Genomic DNA, 17,355 nt, shown 5'->3' with positions numbered 1-17,355 from the left:
CCCTTCGTCGTCGGATCGTCGATCACCCTCGGCCGCATGTCCCGGAAGATTGGCCCATTTTCTACTGGGGGTAGAGAATGGTGCATGTGTCCACTCCAGCGAAATACCAGCGCCGGGCTCCCGCCGAGGTGCCTGCGGATCGCGGCATCGGCAGCGGTTGGCTGGTCCTGGCCGGCGTCGTCGTCCTCGCTGCCCTGGTCGTGGCCCTGTTCTACTCGGGCGCGGCAGCCGCCCGTCAGCTCGGCGATCCCGGAGCCCTGACCCGGTGGGGCCTGCCGATCGCGAAGGTCCTCAACAACACCGCAGCTGCCGGAACCATCGGTGCCCTCGTCTTCGCGGTGATCATGCTTCCGCGCAGGGTCGGGGTGGACGGACGGAGGCCGAAGGACTCGGCTCCCGAGCACCCCGCTTTCTCACGCGTGCTGCTGCTCGCCTCCACCTCCGCCGTGGGCTGGACGCTCGGCGCCCTGGGCGTGATGGTGTTCACCTACTCGGACGCGGCCGGTCTGCCCCTGAGTTCGGACCCCACCTACACGCAGGGCCTCGCTGCCTTCCTCACGGACTTCTCGACGGGCCGCGCCTGGCTGGTGACATCGATCGTGGCCGCCGTGCTCGCCACCCTCCTCTTCGGAGTCCGGTCGCAGATCGGTCTTGCGCTCACCCTGGTGCTCGCACTCCTGAACCTGCTGCCCATGGCCCTGATCGGGCACTCCGCCAGCGGCGACGACCACAACGCAGCGGTCAACTCGATCGCGCTGCACCTCGTGGGAGTGTGCCTCTGGGTGGGCGGGATCATCGCGCTCGCCGTCATCAGCGGCAAACTGGGCACGCAGACGCTCCCTGTGCTCAAGCGCTTCTCCGCGCTGGCGGGCTTCGCCTTCATCCTCGTCGTGGGATCCGGGGTGGTCAATGCCAGTCTCCGCATCACCGATCTCGCCCAGTTGAGTTCGGAGTGGGGTCTGCTCGTCACCTTCAAGACGATCGCCACACTGCTGCTCGGCGGGATCGGCTGGATGCACCGGCAGTGGATCATCCCGCAGCTCGAGGTCTCCTCGGGGACAGCGGATGCCAGACTCTCGGCGCGTCGGGTGCTGTGGCAGCTGATCGCCGTCGAGCTGGTCATCATGGGCGCCGTCTCGGGCGTGGCCGGGGCCCTCGGCCGCACCGCGCCGCCGCGATCCGAGGTGCTGCCCACCGAGGCAGGGCCCGCGCGCATCCTCACGGGCTACGATCTGCCGCCCGAACCGACCATGAGCCGCTGGGTCACCGAATGGCGGCCGGACTGGCTGTGGATCACCGTTGCACTCACCTTCGGCGTGGCCTACATCCTGGGCATGCTGAAGCTCCGCCGCCGCGGGGACAGCTGGTCCCCGGTGCGGCTCATCACCTGGCTCGTGGGCCTTGCCCTCCTGACCTACTTCACCTCCGGGGCCCCGGCGGTCTACGGCATGGTCCTGTTCAGCGCCCACATGATCGACCACATGGCACTGACCATGGTGGTCCCGCTCTTCCTCGTCCTCGGGGCGCCCGTGACCCTGGCGCTCAAGGCGCTCCGCGCGCGAGGGGACGGTACACGGGGCATCCGCGAATGGATCCTGGTGATCGTCCATTCCTGGCCGTCGAAGCTCATCACGCACCCGCTCTTCGCCGCCGGCAACTTCGTCGCGTCCATCATCGTGTTCTACTACTCGCCGCTGTTCGGCTTCGCCCTGCGCGAGCACGTGGGCCACGAGCTGATGATCACGCACTTCCTGATCACGGGCTACATCTTCGTCCTGTCGATGATCGGCTCGGACCCAGTGCCCTACCGGGCTCCCTACCCCCTGCGCATCCTGCTGCTCTTCGCCACCATGGCGTTCCACGCGTTCTTCGGCGTCACCCTGATGGGCTCCACGTCCCTCCTGGAGGCCTCCTGGTTCGGCAACATGGGTCGCGAGTGGGGCGGCTCCGCAATCGCCGACCAGCAGGTGGGTGGAGCGGTGACCTGGGGCGTGGGTGAACTGCCCACGCTTCTCCTCGCGATCGGCGTGGCCGTCATGTGGTCCAGGTCCGATGCGCGGGAGACCAAACGCAAGGACCGCGCAGCGGACAGGAATAACGACGCCGACCTGGCGGCTTACAACACCATGTTCGCCGACCTCGCCGCACGTGGGGCCGGACCCCGACGCCCCGGTCAGGAGACCGGAGCACGGACCGCCACGAAAGACCCCGCAGGAGACACTGAATGACCGAGACCACCGTGCGCGCTCGCGCTAACTACCGCGTGCGCGGATCAGCGCTGACCGGCCGTAATTGGCTCAACACGGGCGGGAAGCAGCTAGACCTCGCGGACTTGCGGGGGAAGATCGTCATCCTCGATTTCTGGACGTTCTGCTGCATCAACTGCCTGCACGTCCTCGACGAGCTGAGGCCGCTGGAGGAGCAGCACTCCGACGTGCTCGTCACCGTCGGCGTGCACTCACCCAAGTTCGAGCACGAGGCCGATCCCGTGGCGCTCGCCGCAGCCGTCGAACGCTACGACATCCACCACCCCGTGCTCGACGATCCTGAGCTCACCACGTGGCAGGCCTACACCGCGCGTGCTTGGCCCACGCTCGTCGTGATCGACCCCGAGGGGTACATCGTGGCCCACCTTTCCGGGGAGGGGCATGCTGCCGGCCTCGGCTCCCTCGTCGAGGAGCTCGTCGCCGAGCACGAGGCGAAGGGCACACTGCACCGCGGGGACGGCCCGTACGTACCCGCGGAGAGCACGGCGGGCGATCTCAAGTTCCCGGGCAAGCTGCTCGCGCTGCCAGAGACCGGCACCTTCCTGGTCGGAGACACCGGCCACCACCGCCTCGTCGAGTTGGAGGCCGACCTCGTGACGGTGCGCCGCACCATCGGCTCGGGGACCAAGGGCTTCCTCGACGGCCCCGCCACCGATGCGCAGTTCAACGAGCCGCAGGGAGTCGCGCTCCTTCCCGCCGAGCTGGCCGTCGAGGTCGGGTACGACGTCGTCGTCGCGGACTCCGTGAACCACCGCCTGCGCGGCGTGACGCTCGCCACCGGCGAGGTGCGCACCCTCGCCGGGAACGGCACGCAGCGCCTGCTCGACGCCGGCAACCACACCAAGACCGGGCGGCAGGAGAACGCGCACGAGGTCGGGGTGGAGAGTGAGACGCCGCGCCTCACGGAGACGCAGCTCGGCACGGACTCCCTGAACCTCTCCCTGTCCTCACCCTGGGACGTGCTCTATTCCACCGTCCTGGACCGCGTGGTCATCGCGATGGCCGGCACGCATCAGATCTTCGGCTACGACCCCCGCACGCACGCCGTCGAGGTCCTTGCCGGGACCGGGCTCGAGGGGCTGCTCGACGGCGATGCCTCCGCCGCCTGGTTCGCCCAGTCCTCGGGACTGGCCGAGGACGCCGACGGGACCATCTGGATCGCCGACTCGGAGACGTCCTCCGTGCGGCAGCTGTCCTTCGTCGAGGTCGACGGTCGTCCGCGGATGCAGGTCCGGACGCCTGTGGGGACCGGGCTGTTCGACTTCGGGTTCCGCGACGGCGACGCCGATCAGGCACGGCTCCAGCACCCGCTGGGGGTGACCGCGCTGCCCGACGGTTCCGTGGCGATCGCCGACACCTACAACGGTGCCGTCCGCAGGTACGATCCCGCGACGCGTCAGGTGTCCACGCTGCTTCGAGGCCTGTCCGAACCGTCCGACGTCCTCGTCGACATGACACCCGTGGCCGACGGCGGGGACCCGCTGCTGATCGTCGTCGAGACGAACCGACACCAGCTCGTCCGCGTCCCGTTGCCCAAGGAGGCGCTCGCCGTCGATGAGGGCGCGTCACAGACACTGCGCCCGACGTCGCCCATGTCCGCCGGACCCGTGGCGCTGACCGTGCGCTTCACGGCGCCGAAGGGCCAGAAACTGGACGACCGCTGGGGCGACCCCACGCAGCTGAAGATCAGCGCATCGCCGGAATCGCTGCTCCTCTCGGGTGGTGGGACGTCCACCGGACTCACGCGCGAGCTGGTCCTCTCCGCCGAGGCGGGCGAGGGCGTCCTGCACATCACGGCGCGCGCGGCATCCTGCGACGGTGAGCCCGGCGGCGCCATCCCCGATCACGCAGCCTGCCACCTGTACCAGCAGGACTGGGGCATCCCGGTCACGGTCGCGGGCGACGGCGACACCCAGCTGACCCTCGATCTGCGCGGACTCGACTGACCTCGAGGGGGCTCCTCGCCACGGAACACGTCTGGTAGGTGGGATGGGCTGCAGCGCGGTGCCCACCACGCCGGAATATCGGCGGCGGTCACCGGCTTGTCGCAGAGAGGGCCCCGCTACCCGCCGTCCACCGGCCCCGCGCAGGCGGGGAGAGCAGACGGACGGACGGCGGACCGTGACGGGCCACCGCCGTCCATGTCGACGCCGATTCGCTCGGCAGCACAGAAGGAGCACGCATGACCATCGACCCCGGACCAGCAGCATCAGACGGTCAGCGCACCGCCCTCGTGGTGGGGGCCACCGGCATCGCCGGGTCCGCACTCGTGGAGAAGCTCACGGCGGAGGGCTGGCCGGTCCTCGCACTCTCCCGGACACCGGGACCCGCGCGGGACGGCGTCCGCTGGCTCGCTGCCGACCTGACCTCGGCCGAAGCCGTGTCACAGGCGCTCGACGCGGAACACCCCACACACGTGTTCTTCACGGCCTGGTCGCGCCAGGAGACGGAGGAGGAGAACATCCGGGTCAACGCGGGCATGCTGCGGGACCTGCTGGGTGCGCTGCGCGGCAAGGATGTCGCGCATGTTGCGCTCATGACCGGGATGAAGCACTATCTGGGCCCCTTCGAGGCCTATGCCTCAGGGGAGATGTCCGACACCCCGTTCCGGGAGGACGCGCCGCGGCTGTCCGCCCGCAATTTCTACTACGCGCAGGAGGACGAACTGTTCGCTGCTGCCGGGGAACAGGGTTTCACGTGGAGCGTGCACCGCGCCCACACCGTGCTCGGGCACGCTGTGGGCAATGCGATGAACATGGGGCTGACCCTTGCCACCCAGGCTGCGCTCGCACAGGACGCGGGTGAGCCGTTCGTGTTCCCCGGGTCCGAACAGCAGTGGAACGGACTGGCGAACGTGACCGACGCCGGGCTGCTGGCAGAACACATACTCTGGGCCTCCACCGCGGACGAGGGTGCGGACCAGGCGTTCAACATCGTGGACGGGGACGTGTTCCGGTGGCGCTGGATGTGGCCCCGGCTGGCCGCCTACTTCGGTCTCGAGTGGGAGGGGTACGCCGGCGCGCCTCGGCCCCTCGAGCAGGCAATGCATGGTCGGGAGGACCAGTGGAGGGCCCTGGCCGAGAAGCACGGGCTCGTCGAACCCGATCTCGGCCGGATGGCGTCATGGTGGCACACCGACGGCGATCTCGGGCTCGAGATCGAAGCCGTGGTGGACATGACCAAGAGCCGTACCGCCGGGTTCACCGGGTACCGGAACACCCTGGACGTCTTCACCGGTCTGTTCGACCGGTACCGGGCCGAGAAGCTCATTCCCTGAGAAGCCGTGCCGCGCCCGGCCGGATGCGGCACGGGATCTGCCCGGATACCGGTCAGTAGCTGACCAAGGGTGTGACGGTGACGGAATCGTCCGTCACGGTGAGGACGGCGTCGAACTCGAACGGGACCCGCTCCGAGACGTCGCGGACCGACCCGGAGAAGAGGTCGCGCAATCGGGTGTCGATGCGCGCGGTCCCGCTCAGCGGGGGGAGTACCCACTCGCCGTCCTTCGCGGTGATGGACACCGCGGGATACTCCTCGATGGACCAGTCGATGTCGCCGGCCAGGCGCTCGGTGGTCGGGTAGGAGAACGGGCAGTTGGCGGGTTGGAAGACGGTCTGGTCCGCGCACTCGTCGAGGAACCCCCGCAGTTTCCCGTCGACGGCGTCCGTGAGTTCAGGCGTGGGCTCGGCGTCGAGGGCCAGAGGCGGCGGCTCGTCGCTGCCCGTCACCGAGGAGCGCCTCTCCTCCGCCGAGAAGTACGTGCCCTCGTACTCGGCGGATACGGCTGCGGGGTAGAAGGTGGCCAGGGCCGCCTTGCCGTCCGGAAGGCCGACGGGGACGCCGTTGACCGATGCTTCGTCGCTGTTCAGTGCCGAGACCTGGATGATCGGCAGGACGCTCGGCTCGAAGTCCCAGAGTGTGAAGAACCCCCAGTTGGTACCCGTCCGACGGAGGGGGAAGACACTCGTCCCTGCGGCGCCGTCGAGCGTGTAGCTCACCGGCACCTCGACGCGGTCGCTGCCTGTCTCGCGCGCGTCCCCGACCTCGACGTCCTCGATCGCCGAGCCCGCTCGGGCGAGCGCCTCGCCATCGAGCAGGGTGGCATTCGAGCCCTCGGGTACCGACGCATTGAGCAACCCGAGAGCTTTTCCGCCGTCGCCGTCGCGCAGCGCCTCGAGATAGAGGGTCACCTGGTGCTCCGGGCTGTACAGCTTCCCGTTGAGCACCGAGACGGTGAGGACGAACGCCGCGGCGACCAGCAGGACTCCGAGCAGCCAGGCTGCGAGCACCTTCACCACCGGAGTCGTCGTCACGCTTCCACCGTACCGGCTGGTGCATCTCAGCCGGGCAGGAAACCCACAAGTGTACCGAGGGCTGCAAGGCCCAGCCCGACGACGGCGAGGAGGCGCGTACCACGGTACGGCTTCTCGAGCGTCCACTGCGTGGGCTCGCGCGCATGGTAGTAGATCGTCACCTCCTCGCCGGGTCGTCGAGGGGCCGGGATGGGCGAGGTCGTCGCCCGCCGTCGTCCACTCGACCACAGCGCCTCGATAATCCGGTAACGGTGGTCGTGCCAGCGGAGGTAGGCGTGCCCCTCATGCTGGAAGGCGATGGCCTGTGACCTGGTCCAGGCGCCGTAGATCAGGCGGATCACGAGGGCAGCGATCAGGAGGCCCAGTCCCAGCGCCACGAGGGTGGATCCTGCGATCTCCACGACGACCGCCATCGCATCGTCCGTTCCCACACCCATCACCGGGGCGGCCTCAGTACCACCGTCGCTTGCGGTGCTTGGTGCCGAAGAGCCCTCGGGCAAGTTCCTTGCCGATCACGCCTGCGGCCTTGAGCGCGAGTTCGGCCATCTCGTCCTTGCCCTGGGCGCGGGACGATGATTGTCGGCTCCTGCTTCGGCCGTACGCGTCGCCGGCCTCGTCGCGGCCGTCGTTCCTCCGGCCGTCGGTGTATCGACCGTCGGGGTCGGAGTGGCCGGACGGCTGGGCCTCGCGGCTACGAGCGGGGCGTGACGGCAGGCCGAGGATGTCCTCTTCGATGCGGCGTGCCTCGGCGTCCCGGTCCTCTCGGGGCGTTGTACCGGGCGAGGGATGCTCGTCCGGAGGCGGCGCCGGCACGTCCGTCAGCTTCTCGAAGGCGGAGTGGCTGTCGACGGTCTCGTTGTATCTCGCGCGCAGGGGAGACGACTCGACGACAGCTGCGACGACTCCCTCGGCCGCTCGGCCCATGAGGGACTCGGGGGCGCGGAGTCGCGTCCAGGCCACGGGTGTCGGGGCACCGCGCTCATTCATGACGGTCACCACCGCTTCGCCGATGCCGGCCGACGTCAGCACCTCCTCGAGGTCGTATCGACTCATGGGGAACGTGGAGACGGTGGCGCGCAGGGCCTTCGCATCGTCGGGAGTGAACGCCCGGAGGGCGTGCTGGACCCGATTGGCAAGCTGTCCGAGGACGTCGCCGGGAATGTCTTTCGGCGTCTGCGTGACGAAGAAGATACCGACGCCCTTGGAGCGGATGAGCCTGACCGTGGCCTGGATCGATTCGCGGAAGGCTTTCGACGAGCCGGTGAACAGCAGATGCGCCTCGTCGAGGAAGAAGACCAGCCGCGGTTTGTCGAGATCGCCGACCTCGGGCAGTTCGGCGAACATGTCGGCGAGGAGCCACATGAGGAACGTGGAGAACAGGCGGGGCTTCTGCTGCACCGAGACGAGTTCGAGGGCGGTGATGATGCCGCGTCCGTCAGCGGTCGTCCGCAGCAGGTCCGCGGTGTCGAACTCCGGTTCACCGAAGAACGCACCCATCCCCTGTGCCTCGAGGGTGATGAGCTCCCGCAGGATCACGCCCGCTGTGGCCTTCGACAACCCGCCGAGGGCCTCGAGGGCCGCCTTGCCCTGGTCGGATGTCAGGAAGCTGATGACGGCGCGCAGATCCGCCAGGTCGTACAGTTCCAGGCCGTTCGTGTCCGCGTAGTGGAAGACCAGGTGCAGGCTGGACTCCTGCGTCTCGTTGAGGTCCAGCACGCGGCTGAGCAGCAGGGGCCCGAAGGAGGAGACGGTGGCTCGCACGGGGACGCCCTCCCCGTCACCGCCGAGCGTCAGGAACTCCACGGGGAAGGCCGTCGGAGTCCAGTGCTGTCCCACGCTCTCCGTCCGCTTCGCCAGTTTGTCGCCGGCGGTGCCGGGCGCCGCGAGTCCGGTGAGGTCTCCCTTGATGTCGGACAGGAAGACGGGCACGCCCTGCGCGGAGAGCTGCTCCGCCATGATCTGCAGGGTCACGGTCTTGCCGGTGCCGGTTGCTCCCGCGATCAGGCCGTGTCGGTTCATCATGGCGAGCGGCAGGCGGACCTGCGCCTCTGGATGCAGGGCACCACCGACGATCGCCGCCCCGAGGTGCAGGGTGGGTCCCTCGAAGACGTATCCAGCGGTGATGTCGGAGGCCTGCGCGTCGTCGTCGTGTTCAGCCATGAGGCCACAGTACACAGACGGGACCGGTACCCTTCCGGGTTCCGGTCCCGTCCCAGGGCAGCCCGCGATGCGGGCGCCCCGGTAGCTGACGATTAGCCTGCCGCGTGCTTGCCGCCGGTCCCCGTCCCGCCGACGGGACGGCCCGCCGCGTCGTCGCGACCCGCGGCATCCGGGGACGCCGCAGGCGAGGCTGCGGATGCGCCGGCGTGCTGCGGCGTTCCGCCGCCCATCCCGCTGTCCCGGTTGGCGTCGGTACCCTGCGCCGTGGCGATCTCTTCTGCCCGCTCCTGGTTCGCCTCCCGTGTCAGCTCGGCGCCGGCCTCCGCATCACGCGTGAGATTCTCGCCGGTCTCCGCGTCGAACAGGTGGAGCTTGCGTGTGTCGAGCCAGATCTCGGCCTCGCGCCCACCCCGGATACGGCTCGCGGCGTCGAGGGTGACGACGACCTGCGGTCGCAACTCGTCGGCATCCATGTCCCGTGCGAGGCTGTTGAGCAGTTCGCGCATCTCCGGGGCGGGGTCGAAGTTGATGTATCCGTACTGCTCGTTTCCGAGCCACTCCGTGTGCGTCAGCGTGGCGGTGAAGGTGGACCCGTTGGACTGCTTGTGGTCCTCCACGAGCTTGGCGTCCTCGAAGAACTCCGGGCGGACCCCCACGAGGACCACTTTCTTCCCCGCCGCTTTCTGCGCCTTGGCCTCCGGGATCTGCAGGTCGCCGATGGCCGTCTGCAACGTGTTGCCCTCGATCGTCGCAGGCAGGAAGTTCATCGACGGGGAGCCGATGAACCCGGCCACGAAGAGATTGACGGGCTGTTCGTACAGCTCGCGCGGCGAGGCGATCTGCTGCAGCTCGCCCTTCTTCAACACGGCCACACGGTCCCCGAGCGTCATGGCCTCGGTCTGGTCGTGCGTGACGTAGACCGAGGTGACGCCGAGGCGGCGCTGCATCTGGGAGATCTCGGAGCGCATCTGGCCGCGGAGTTTCGCGTCGAGGTTGGACAGCGGCTCGTCGAACAGGAACGCATCGGCCTGCCGTACGATGGCGCGGCCCATGGCGACGCGCTGCCGTTGCCCGCCCGAGAGGTTCGCCGGCTTGCGCTGCAAGTGGTCGGTGAGCTCGAGCGTCGCGGCCGCATCGGTCACGAGTTTGTCGACCTGGTCCTCGGAGTGCTTTCCCTTGGCGAGGCGCAGCGGGAACGCGATGTTCTCGTACACGGTCAGGTGCGGGTACAGCGCATAGTTCTGGAAGACCATCGCGAGATTGCGATCCCGCGGCGCCTTGTCGTTTACGCGCTGCCCGTCGATGAGGAGATCGCCGTCGGTGATGTCCTCGAGACCCACGATCATGCGGAGCAGGGTGGACTTCCCGCAGCCCGAGGGCCCCACGAGAATGATGAACTCGCCGTCCGCGATGTCGATACTGATGTCGTTGACGGCCGGGAAGCCGTCGCCGTACTTCTTGACCAGATGGTTGAGGGTGATTGAAGCCATGGTGCGAATCCTTTACTGAAACCGGGGGCGTTAGCCCTTGACGGCGCCGGAGGTCAGGCCTGAGACGATCTGGCGTTGGAAGAGCAGGACCAGGAGGACGATCGGGATGGTGACGATGATCGCGGCAGCGGAGATGGCGCCCGTCGGTGCCTCGAACTGCGATGCCCCGGTGAAGAACGCGAGCGCCGCCGGGACGGGTCGCGCCGCCTCGGTGGAGGTCAGCGAGATGCCGTAGACGAAGTCGTTCCACGCGATGAAGAACGCGATGATCGCCGTCGTGAACACTCCCGGTGCGGCGAGCGGCACGATCGCCTTGCGGAACGCCTGCCACGTCGTCGCGCCGTCCACCTGGGCCGCCTGCTCGAGCTCCCACGGGATCTGGCGGAAGAACGCCGCGAGGGTCCAGATCGAGATGGGGAGCGTCAGCGACAGGTACGGGATGATGAGCCCGAGCCAGGTGTCGTAGAGGCCGATGGTGCGCCAGAGGTTGAACAGCGGCGTCACGATGGAGATGACCGGGAAGATCGAGACCGCCAGCGCAGTGGTCAGGACCAGCTTCTTCCCGGGGAAGTCCAGGCGTGCGATCGCATAGGCGCACAGGGTGGCCAGGACGACGGCGATGAAGGTGGCGATCACGGAGATGCCGATGGAGTTGCGCAGCGCCGAGAGGAACAGTCCCTGCGCGTCGCCGACCAGGATCTGCTCGTAGTTATCGGTGGTCGCCGTGCCTCCGGAGGGGAGGAACTTGCCGCTCGTCAGATCGCTCGGGCTCTTGAACGAGGTGGCGAGGATCGAGATCACGGGGAAGAGCGCGTAGACCAGGACCAGGACGGTGGCGACGGCCCAGAGGACCTTGTTCTTGGTACTCGTGTTCGTCATCACTTACCTCCCTGGGATCCGGCGAGATCCACCTTGAACAGCTTGATCGCGACGAAGCAGATCACCAGCACGCAGACGAACAGGAGGACGGAGACCGCTGATCCCAGGCCGATCTCGAGTCTGCTGATCGATTGGCGGTAGGCGAGGAGGGACAGCACTTCCGTCCCGTTGGCGCCGTTGGTCATGATGAACACGTTGTCGAAGATGCGGAAGGCATCGAGCGCCCTGAACAGGACGGCGACCATGATCGCCGCCTTCATGTTGGGGATGATGACCTTGCGCATCTGCTCCCACCAGGTGGCGCCGTCGACCTTCGCGGCCTCACTGAGTTCGTCGGGTACCTGCGCGAGTCCCGCGAGGAGCAGCAGCGAGATGAACGGCGTGGTCTTCCAGATCTCCGACGCCATGATCACGAAGAGCGAGGTACCCGCCTCCGCGAACCAGTTGGTGCTCTCGTCGATCCCGGGCACCCAGCTGAACCAGCTGTTGATGTAACCGGAGTTGATGTCGAAGGCGTAGAACCAGGCGAAGGCCGAGACGACCGTGATGATGCCGTAGGGCACCAGGATCGCGGTGCGCAGGAGCCCGCGCACCGATTTGAGTGCCTTGTGCATCACGAGGGCGAGGGCGAACCCGAGTATCAGTTCGACGATCACCGTGATCACGGTGATGAGGACGGTTCGGCCCAGGTCCTCCCACCAGAGCTGGTCGGAGAGGATCACGGCGTAGTTGCCGAGGCCGATGAACTCGCGCTCCCCCGGAGCGGTGAGGCGGAACTTGAAGAGCGACTCGTAGATGGCCTGCAGGATCGGGTACAGCGTCACCAGCAGCATGATGACGAACGCGGGTCCTGCCAGCATCCACCCCAGCCGCCGCTCGGCGCGTACGCGGTCGCTGTACTGCTTGCGCGCCTTCTTCGTCGTGCTGCCGTCCGGATCGATCCGTGGGCCGGGTTCGCCGGAGGACGCCGTCGTGGTTCTCGCTGGAATGGCGGAGGTCACAGGAGTTGCTCCCCTCTGAGGACCGAGATGATGAAGTTCGTCGACGCCTCCGGAGTGGTCTCCGGATCAACGGACGACGGCGGCGCCCAAGTCTGCTGGATGCCGGTGGAGACCTCGTTGTAGAACGGGGTCTGGGGGCGCGGTGCTGCTACCTGAAGGGAGTCCCGGATGGTCTCCGCCATGGGGAAGGACTCCTCGATCCGGGGATCCTCGTAGGCCTCGGTGTTGGACGGTGGGTTGCCGTTGGTCAGGAAGTACTCGGCCTGGTTCTCGACGGACACGATGCACTCGATGGCTTCATAGGCGAGTGCGGGATTGTCGCTCTCCGCGCCGACGCCCAGGTTGATGCCGCCGAGCGGGGGTGCCGCCTCCTGGTCCGGGAAGACCCGGGGGAAAATACCCCAGCCGATGTCCTCGAGCACGGCCTCGTCGAGGGTGCCCGCTTCGACGGCAGCCACGGTTGCGGGCCAGACGAACGGGTAGTTCACCATGAACGAGCCGGAATCCCCCTGGAACGCGATGAGCGAGCCGTTCTCGTTCTGCGTGGGCAGGCCTGGCCCGCCGAGCCCCTCCTTGCCGATGGTCGAGACGATCCGCGCTGCTTCCGTCCCTGCCTCGGAGTCGAGACCGAGTTCGATCTCGTCCGCCGTCGCCTCCGGGTCGACGATGATGGAACCACCGGCCGATTCGATGAGCGCGTTGACCCAGACCGTCATGGATTCGGCCTGTGCTCCCTGGACGCCGAGGGCTTTGTCCTGGCTTTCGGCAGCCTCCATGATCTGGTCCCAGGTGACGGGCTCACTCATGTCCAGACCTGCCGCCTCCGCCACGGACTTCCGGTACCACATGATCTGGGTGTTGGCCCAGAACGGGACCGTCACCAGTTCGTCCTTCCACCGTGCACCGGCGAGGGCGCCCTCCACGACGTTCTCGGTGGTGCTCTCGGCGACGTCCTCGGGCACGGGTGCCAGGAAGCCGGGTTCGGCGAGTTCGGGGATGAAGGGGGGATCGAGGCTCATGATGTCGAGCGACGAGTCGCCGGCCGCCAGGCGTCGGGCCAACTGCTCGCGCTGCGACGCGGCATCACTCGGAAGCAGCGAGGTCTGGATGCTGTAGCGGCCGTCCGACTCCTCGCTGCACTTCTGGGCGATGGCGGCCTGGCCGCCCGCGTCCGGATTGATGTACCAGGTGAGGGAGTTGTCGTCGTCTCCCGGCCCGCAGCCGGTCATGGCCAGCGTGCCGATCAGCAGGCCCCCCAGGACGATCGCCCTCGGACGGGTCCTCGCGCCGTTGCGCGTTCGTTGACTTGTCTGCATTCGTACCGAGCCTCCACATCCTCGTAGACAGCCCGGCTGACGGTTCGATCGAATCGACAGCCTAAGCAAGCTTGCTTTTCGACCCTATGCCTTGCAGACCCAAACCGCTAGACAGCTCGCTCACGATCCCGCATCGGATGGCCACCCGTTCCGGCGGGCGCCTCGGTACGCCGGGTTCAGGCGGTGGCGGGGGAGACGGTGGAATTGTCGAGGGCGAAGGGGGGCCGCTCCATGCCATCGGTGACGGCTTCCGCCGGGTCGGAGCCGAGCTCCACAATGCCGTTGTCGGCATCGACGTGGACGACCGTGGGGACGAACTCCCGCGCTTCCTCCGTCGACATCTGCGCGTAGGTGATGAGGATGACCAGGTCGCCGCGCTGCATGAGGTGCGCAGCGGCGCCGTTGATGCCGATCACGCCAGAGCCGCGCTCTCCCGCGATGGTGTACGTCTCCAGTCTGGCGCCGTTGGTGACGTCGACGATCGAGACCAGTTCACCCGGAAGGATGTCCGCGGCGTCGAGCAGATCGAGGTCGACGGTGACGGAACCCACGTAGTGGAGGTTCGCGTGGGTGACCGTGGCGCGGTGGATCTTGGACTTGAACATGGTGCGATTCACGGGTCAAGGATACTGTCCGGCAGGACCCGCACACCGATCGCGGCGGGTGTCCTTGGGCACATCGCGCATGCGTGCCGCGTCGGCCGGCCCGCGGAGTGAACCGCGAGTGGGGAGGAAAAGAGCGGGCGACGGGAATCGAACCCGCGTATCGAGCTTGGGAAGCTAGCGCTCTACCATTGAGCTACGCCCGCGCGGCAGTTGGAACCGCTTCATCACCTTACAACAGTTTGCGGGGGCTCTCCTGCCCACCCGCGCCGGGGCCGTCGGATGCCTGCTGCTTCGAGTCCGTTCCGGGTCCGGAATCGCCGGGGGACGGCGCCGGCGGGCCGGGAACGGGAGCGGCACGCGCGCGGTCGATGAGTTCCCGCCAGGGCTCCTCGAGGCGCTCTTCCGGGACGAGCACCTCCGTGTAGCCGATGGTGATGCGATAGGTGAACCGGTCCCGGTGCGCACCGCTCCCGCCGGATGCCGTGGGTTCCTCGCCCGGTGCCGGCCCCGGTTCCGGTGCCGGTTCCGGTGCCGGCCCCGGTTCCGCCTCTGCCGCCAGCGGAAGCCAGCGCTGCTCGGCTTCGGACGCGCTCACCTCCAGGCTCCACGTCCGCGTCAGCCCGCCGAACCCTCCCGAGCGGGTGATCTCGATCCTCACGGCACGACCCCGACCTGCGCCCAGGCCTCCGCCACCGCCCCGACCTCCCGGCTCCCGCTGCCGAATCGTTTGTCCGCGGCACGGACCGTGGCCCGCGCGAAGGTCGGGAAATCGCAGTCCGATGGAATGTCCCCGCTCAGCACGGCGTCGTACCAGATGCTGCCCGCAGCTTTCCAGGCCTCACCCCCGAGGGCGGTCGCGGCACGATAGAAGGCGTGGTTCGGAATGCCCGAGTTGATGTGCACGCCGCCGTTGTCGGAGGTCGTCCGCACGTAGTCGGCCATGGTGGCCGGCTGTGGATCCCGACCGAGGACGTCGTCGTCGTAGGCCGTCCCCGGGGCCTTCAGGGAGCGCAGCGCGACGCCCTGCACGTCCTCGGTGAAGATTCCCGCGCCGATGAGCCACGGCGCCGCCGCGGCATCCTGGCCGAGCTCGCGCTGCTCCACCAGCACGCCGAAGACGTCGGACAGGGACTCGTTGAGGGCGCCGGACTGGCCCTGGTACTCGAGGTTCGTGGAGTACTGGGTGAAGCCGTGCGTGAGCTCATGGCTGATGACGGTCAGGGACGCCGTGAATCGTCCGAAGATCTCGCCGTCGCCGTCACCGAAGACCATGCGTTCGCCGTCCCAGAACGCGTTGTCGTAGTCGGAGCCGTAGTGGACTGTCGCGTCGAGTCGCTTACCGGCGCCGTCGATCGACGATCTCCCGTACTCCTCGCTGAACAGTCGATAGGTCGCACCGAGGCCGTCGTAGGCCTCGTCCGCCGCAGCGTCACCCGTGACGGGACCGCCTTCGGGCCTGACCGCGGTCCCGGGCAGCTCTTCCCGTCCTCCGGCGTCGTGGATGCGGCGTGCGAGCGTTCCGACGACGGCGGAGCCGCGGCGCACGGGCGCCCGCAGCGCGTCCGCGCGGATCCGATGCACGGGCTGCAGTTCGAGCAGCGCGTGCCGTGCCGCCCGCGAGGCGGCCGAGAGCCTCGGGTCCTGCAGCGCAGCGAGCCGGGTGAGCAGGTGCGGCGGGACGATGCCGCAGTGGGTACGGTGCATGAATGCCTCCTCGACGTGGTCCCAACCTAGACCAGCAGGGCGACATTCTGTGCTGAGCGCCGACCCGTAGGCTGGTCCGCATGGATGTGGAGCGGAACACCCGCGATCTCGAGCAGGGCATCGAGCGGGATTTCTCGGACAAGATGAGCTACGGCTCCTACCTCGAGCTCGGGAAGCTGCTCGAGGCACAGCATCCGGTGAGTTCCCCCGAGCACCACGACGAGATGCTCTTCATCATCCAGCACCAGACCTCCGAGCTCTGGCTGAAGCTGGTGCTGCACGAGCTCCGGGCCGTGCGCCTGCACCTCGGGTCGGATGACCTGCGCGCCGCCATGAAGGGCGTGGCCCGGATCAAGCACATCCAGCGTTCGCTGACCGAGCAGTGGTCCGTCCTCGCGACCCTCACCCCCTCCGAGTACGCGGAGTTCCGCAAGGACCTGGGAGCTTCGAGCGGTTTCCAGTCCTATCAGTACCGGGCCGTGGAGTTCCTGCTCGGCAACAAGAACGCCGCCATGATCCAGGTCTTCGCGTCGGACCCCGCAGCGCAGGCGCTGCTCACGGAACTGCTCGGGCAGAGCAGCATCTACGACGAATTCATCGCACTGCTGGCGCGCCGGGGCTACGCGATCCCCGAGGAGCTCCTCCAGCGCGACGTGGCGCTCGCGCACGAGTTCACGCCCGCGCTCGTCGCCGTCTACAAGCAGGTCTACGAGGACGCCGCCGCCCACTGGGACATCTACGAGGCATGCGAGGAGCTGGTGGACCTCGAGGACAACTTCCAGCTGTGGCGCTTCCGCCACCTGAAAACAGTGGCCCGGACCATCGGCTTCAAGACGGGCACCGGCGGCTCCTCCGGCGTCGGGTTCCTCCAGCGGGCCCTCGAGCTGACGTTCTTCCGCGAACTCTTCGCGGTCCGGACCGAGATCGGGGCCTGACGCGCGGACGCGAGCACGGCCGATCATCGCGGGGAACGCTGCGGGAACGGCCGGCATCAGACTGGTAGTTTTGAACGGTGCTGATCTCAGACCGCGACATCCGAGCAGAAGTCGCCGCCCACCGGATCGTCCTCGAACCGCACGATCCCGCGATGGTGCAGCCCTCCAGCGTCGATGTGCGGATCGACCGGTACTTCAGGCTGTTCGACAACCACAAGTACGCCCACATCGATCCGGCAGAGGACCAGCCGGATCTCACGCGCCTGGTGGAGGTGGCACCCGACGAGCCGTTCATTCTGCATCCCGGGGAGTTCGTCCTGGGCTCCACCTACGAGACGGTCACCCTGCCCGACGACATCGCGGCGCGGCTGGAGGGCAAGTCCTCCCTCGGGCGTCTCGGCCTCCTGACGCACTCCACGGCGGGCTTCATCGACCCGGGTTTCTCCGGTCACGTGACCCTCGAGCTCTCCAACATGGCCACCCTGCCGATCAAGCTCTGGCCCGGCTCGAAGATCGGGCAACTGTGCTTCTTCAAACTGACGTCGCCCGCCGAGCACCCCTACGGCTCGGGCGAGTACGGGAATCGGTACCAGGGTCAGCGGGGCCCGACGGCGTCGCGCAGCCACCTCAACTTCCACCGGACGGACATCTAGCCCTCCCCGCACACTCCGGGCGGTTGGTGCTT

At 67.9% G+C, this 17,355-nt stretch carries 15 protein-coding genes and 1 tRNA gene; 5 read left to right on the top strand and 11 right to left on the bottom strand.

All coding sequences use genetic code 11. The features are described from left to right. Positions 1-77: 77 nt before the first annotated feature. From FJV46_RS08315 to FJV46_RS08305, 3 genes are all read left to right on the top strand, one after another. Positions 78-2,228, top strand: a complete 2,151-nt coding sequence (locus FJV46_RS08315) for a bifunctional copper resistance protein CopD/cytochrome c oxidase assembly protein (RefSeq protein ID WP_087028514.1) — start codon at positions 78-80, stop codon at positions 2,226-2,228. Next, complete coding sequence (locus tag FJV46_RS08310; RefSeq protein WP_087028512.1) at positions 2,225-4,213, top strand: NHL domain-containing thioredoxin family protein; 1,989 nt, start codon at positions 2,225-2,227, stop codon at positions 4,211-4,213. The genes FJV46_RS08315 and FJV46_RS08310 overlap by 4 nt, the downstream gene beginning before the upstream one ends. Positions 4,214-4,449: 236 nt before the next feature. Next, a complete protein-coding gene (locus tag FJV46_RS08305) occupies positions 4,450-5,544 on the top strand; it encodes an SDR family oxidoreductase (protein ID WP_087028510.1) in 1,095 nt (364 codons plus the stop codon). Positions 5,545-5,596: 52 nt separating this feature from the next. Here FJV46_RS08305 and FJV46_RS08300 read toward each other — a convergent pair whose 3' ends face one another. The 11 genes from FJV46_RS08300 to FJV46_RS08250 form a co-directional block, all read right to left on the bottom strand. Then, positions 5,597-6,580 carry a hypothetical protein gene (locus FJV46_RS08300; protein WP_232008502.1) on the bottom strand — a complete coding sequence of 328 codons (984 nt, stop codon included), beginning with the start codon at positions 6,578-6,580 and terminating at the stop codon, positions 5,597-5,599. A gap of 26 nt (positions 6,581-6,606) precedes the next feature. Further along, positions 6,607-7,017 carry a hypothetical protein gene (locus FJV46_RS08295; RefSeq protein ID WP_104150520.1) on the bottom strand — a complete coding sequence of 137 codons (411 nt, stop codon included), beginning with the start codon at positions 7,015-7,017 and terminating at the stop codon, positions 6,607-6,609. Positions 7,018-7,030: 13 nt separating this feature from the next. Further along, positions 7,031-8,740, bottom strand: a complete 1,710-nt coding sequence (locus tag FJV46_RS08290) for a helicase HerA-like domain-containing protein (protein ID WP_087028506.1) — start codon at positions 8,738-8,740, stop codon at positions 7,031-7,033. A 92-nt stretch (positions 8,741-8,832) separates the two neighbouring features. Further along, entirely contained in the window at positions 8,833-10,230 is a 1,398-nt protein-coding gene (locus tag FJV46_RS08285; RefSeq protein ID WP_087028504.1) for an ABC transporter ATP-binding protein, read from the bottom strand. A gap of 30 nt (positions 10,231-10,260) precedes the next feature. Then, a complete protein-coding gene (locus FJV46_RS08280) occupies positions 10,261-11,109 on the bottom strand; it encodes a carbohydrate ABC transporter permease (RefSeq protein ID WP_087028502.1) in 849 nt (282 codons plus the stop codon). After that, positions 11,109-12,050 carry a carbohydrate ABC transporter permease gene (locus tag FJV46_RS08275; protein ID WP_232008717.1) on the bottom strand — a complete coding sequence of 314 codons (942 nt, stop codon included), beginning with the start codon at positions 12,048-12,050 and terminating at the stop codon, positions 11,109-11,111. The genes FJV46_RS08280 and FJV46_RS08275 overlap by 1 nt, the downstream gene beginning before the upstream one ends. Positions 12,051-12,106: 56 nt before the next feature. Continuing rightward, positions 12,107-13,426: an extracellular solute-binding protein gene (locus FJV46_RS08270; protein WP_087028500.1), complete on the bottom strand. Its 1,320-nt coding sequence runs from the start codon at positions 13,424-13,426 to the stop codon at positions 12,107-12,109. 176 nt (positions 13,427-13,602) lie between these two features. Continuing rightward, on the bottom strand, positions 13,603-14,043 hold the full coding sequence (gene panD / locus FJV46_RS08265; RefSeq protein WP_179195210.1) for an aspartate 1-decarboxylase: 441 nt from the start codon (positions 14,041-14,043) through the stop codon (positions 13,603-13,605). A 120-nt stretch (positions 14,044-14,163) separates the two neighbouring features. Beyond that, positions 14,164-14,234, bottom strand: a tRNA-Gly gene (locus FJV46_RS08260). Between the two features lie 26 nt (positions 14,235-14,260). After that, a complete protein-coding gene (locus FJV46_RS08255) occupies positions 14,261-14,689 on the bottom strand; it encodes a protealysin inhibitor emfourin (protein WP_087028498.1) in 429 nt (142 codons plus the stop codon). Then, on the bottom strand, positions 14,686-15,735 hold the full coding sequence (locus tag FJV46_RS08250) for a M4 family metallopeptidase (protein WP_087028496.1): 1,050 nt from the start codon (positions 15,733-15,735) through the stop codon (positions 14,686-14,688). Before FJV46_RS08250 ends, FJV46_RS08255 begins: the two co-directional genes overlap by 4 nt. Before the next feature lie 80 nt (positions 15,736-15,815). Here FJV46_RS08250 and FJV46_RS08245 point away from each other — a divergent pair, with 80 nt between their 5' ends. Together FJV46_RS08245 and dcd are read left to right on the top strand one after the other, a co-directional pair. Further along, positions 15,816-16,670, top strand: coding sequence for a tryptophan 2,3-dioxygenase (locus tag FJV46_RS08245; protein WP_087028495.1), 855 nt, complete (start codon positions 15,816-15,818; stop codon positions 16,668-16,670). Between the two features lie 77 nt (positions 16,671-16,747). After that, entirely contained in the window at positions 16,748-17,323 is a 576-nt protein-coding gene (dcd, locus tag FJV46_RS08240) for a dCTP deaminase (RefSeq protein ID WP_087028493.1), read from the top strand. Positions 17,324-17,355: the final 32 nt, after the last annotated feature.

This window comes from Arthrobacter agilis, from assembly GCF_006494655.1.
Classification (GTDB): Bacteria; Actinomycetota; Actinomycetes; order Actinomycetales; family Micrococcaceae; genus Arthrobacter_D; species Arthrobacter_D agilis.
This window is presented reverse-complemented; position numbering and strand designations above follow the sequence as displayed.

What these genes read in the sequence shown, in the direction of transcription:
- FJV46_RS08315 (WP_087028514.1), top strand. Translation starts at nt 78, where the DNA reads ATGGTGCATGTGTCCACTCCAGCGAAATACCAGCGCCGGGCTCCCGCC.
- FJV46_RS08310 (WP_087028512.1), top strand. Translation starts at nt 2,225, where the DNA reads ATGACCGAGACCACCGTGCGCGCTCGCGCTAACTACCGCGTGCGCGGA.
- FJV46_RS08305 (WP_087028510.1), top strand. Translation starts at nt 4,450, where the DNA reads ATGACCATCGACCCCGGACCAGCAGCATCAGACGGTCAGCGCACCGCC.
- FJV46_RS08295 (WP_104150520.1), bottom strand. Translation starts at nt 7,017, where the DNA reads ATGGGTGTGGGAACGGACGATGCGATGGCGGTCGTCGTGGAGATCGCA.
- FJV46_RS08290 (WP_087028506.1), bottom strand. Translation starts at nt 8,740, where the DNA reads ATGGCTGAACACGACGACGACGCGCAGGCCTCCGACATCACCGCTGGA.
- FJV46_RS08285 (WP_087028504.1), bottom strand. Translation starts at nt 10,230, where the DNA reads ATGGCTTCAATCACCCTCAACCATCTGGTCAAGAAGTACGGCGACGGC.
- FJV46_RS08280 (WP_087028502.1), bottom strand. Translation starts at nt 11,109, where the DNA reads ATGACGAACACGAGTACCAAGAACAAGGTCCTCTGGGCCGTCGCCACC.
- FJV46_RS08270 (WP_087028500.1), bottom strand. Translation starts at nt 13,426, where the DNA reads ATGCAGACAAGTCAACGAACGCGCAACGGCGCGAGGACCCGTCCGAGG.
- FJV46_RS08250 (WP_087028496.1), bottom strand. Translation starts at nt 15,735, where the DNA reads ATGCACCGTACCCACTGCGGCATCGTCCCGCCGCACCTGCTCACCCGG.
- FJV46_RS08245 (WP_087028495.1), top strand. Translation starts at nt 15,816, where the DNA reads ATGGATGTGGAGCGGAACACCCGCGATCTCGAGCAGGGCATCGAGCGG.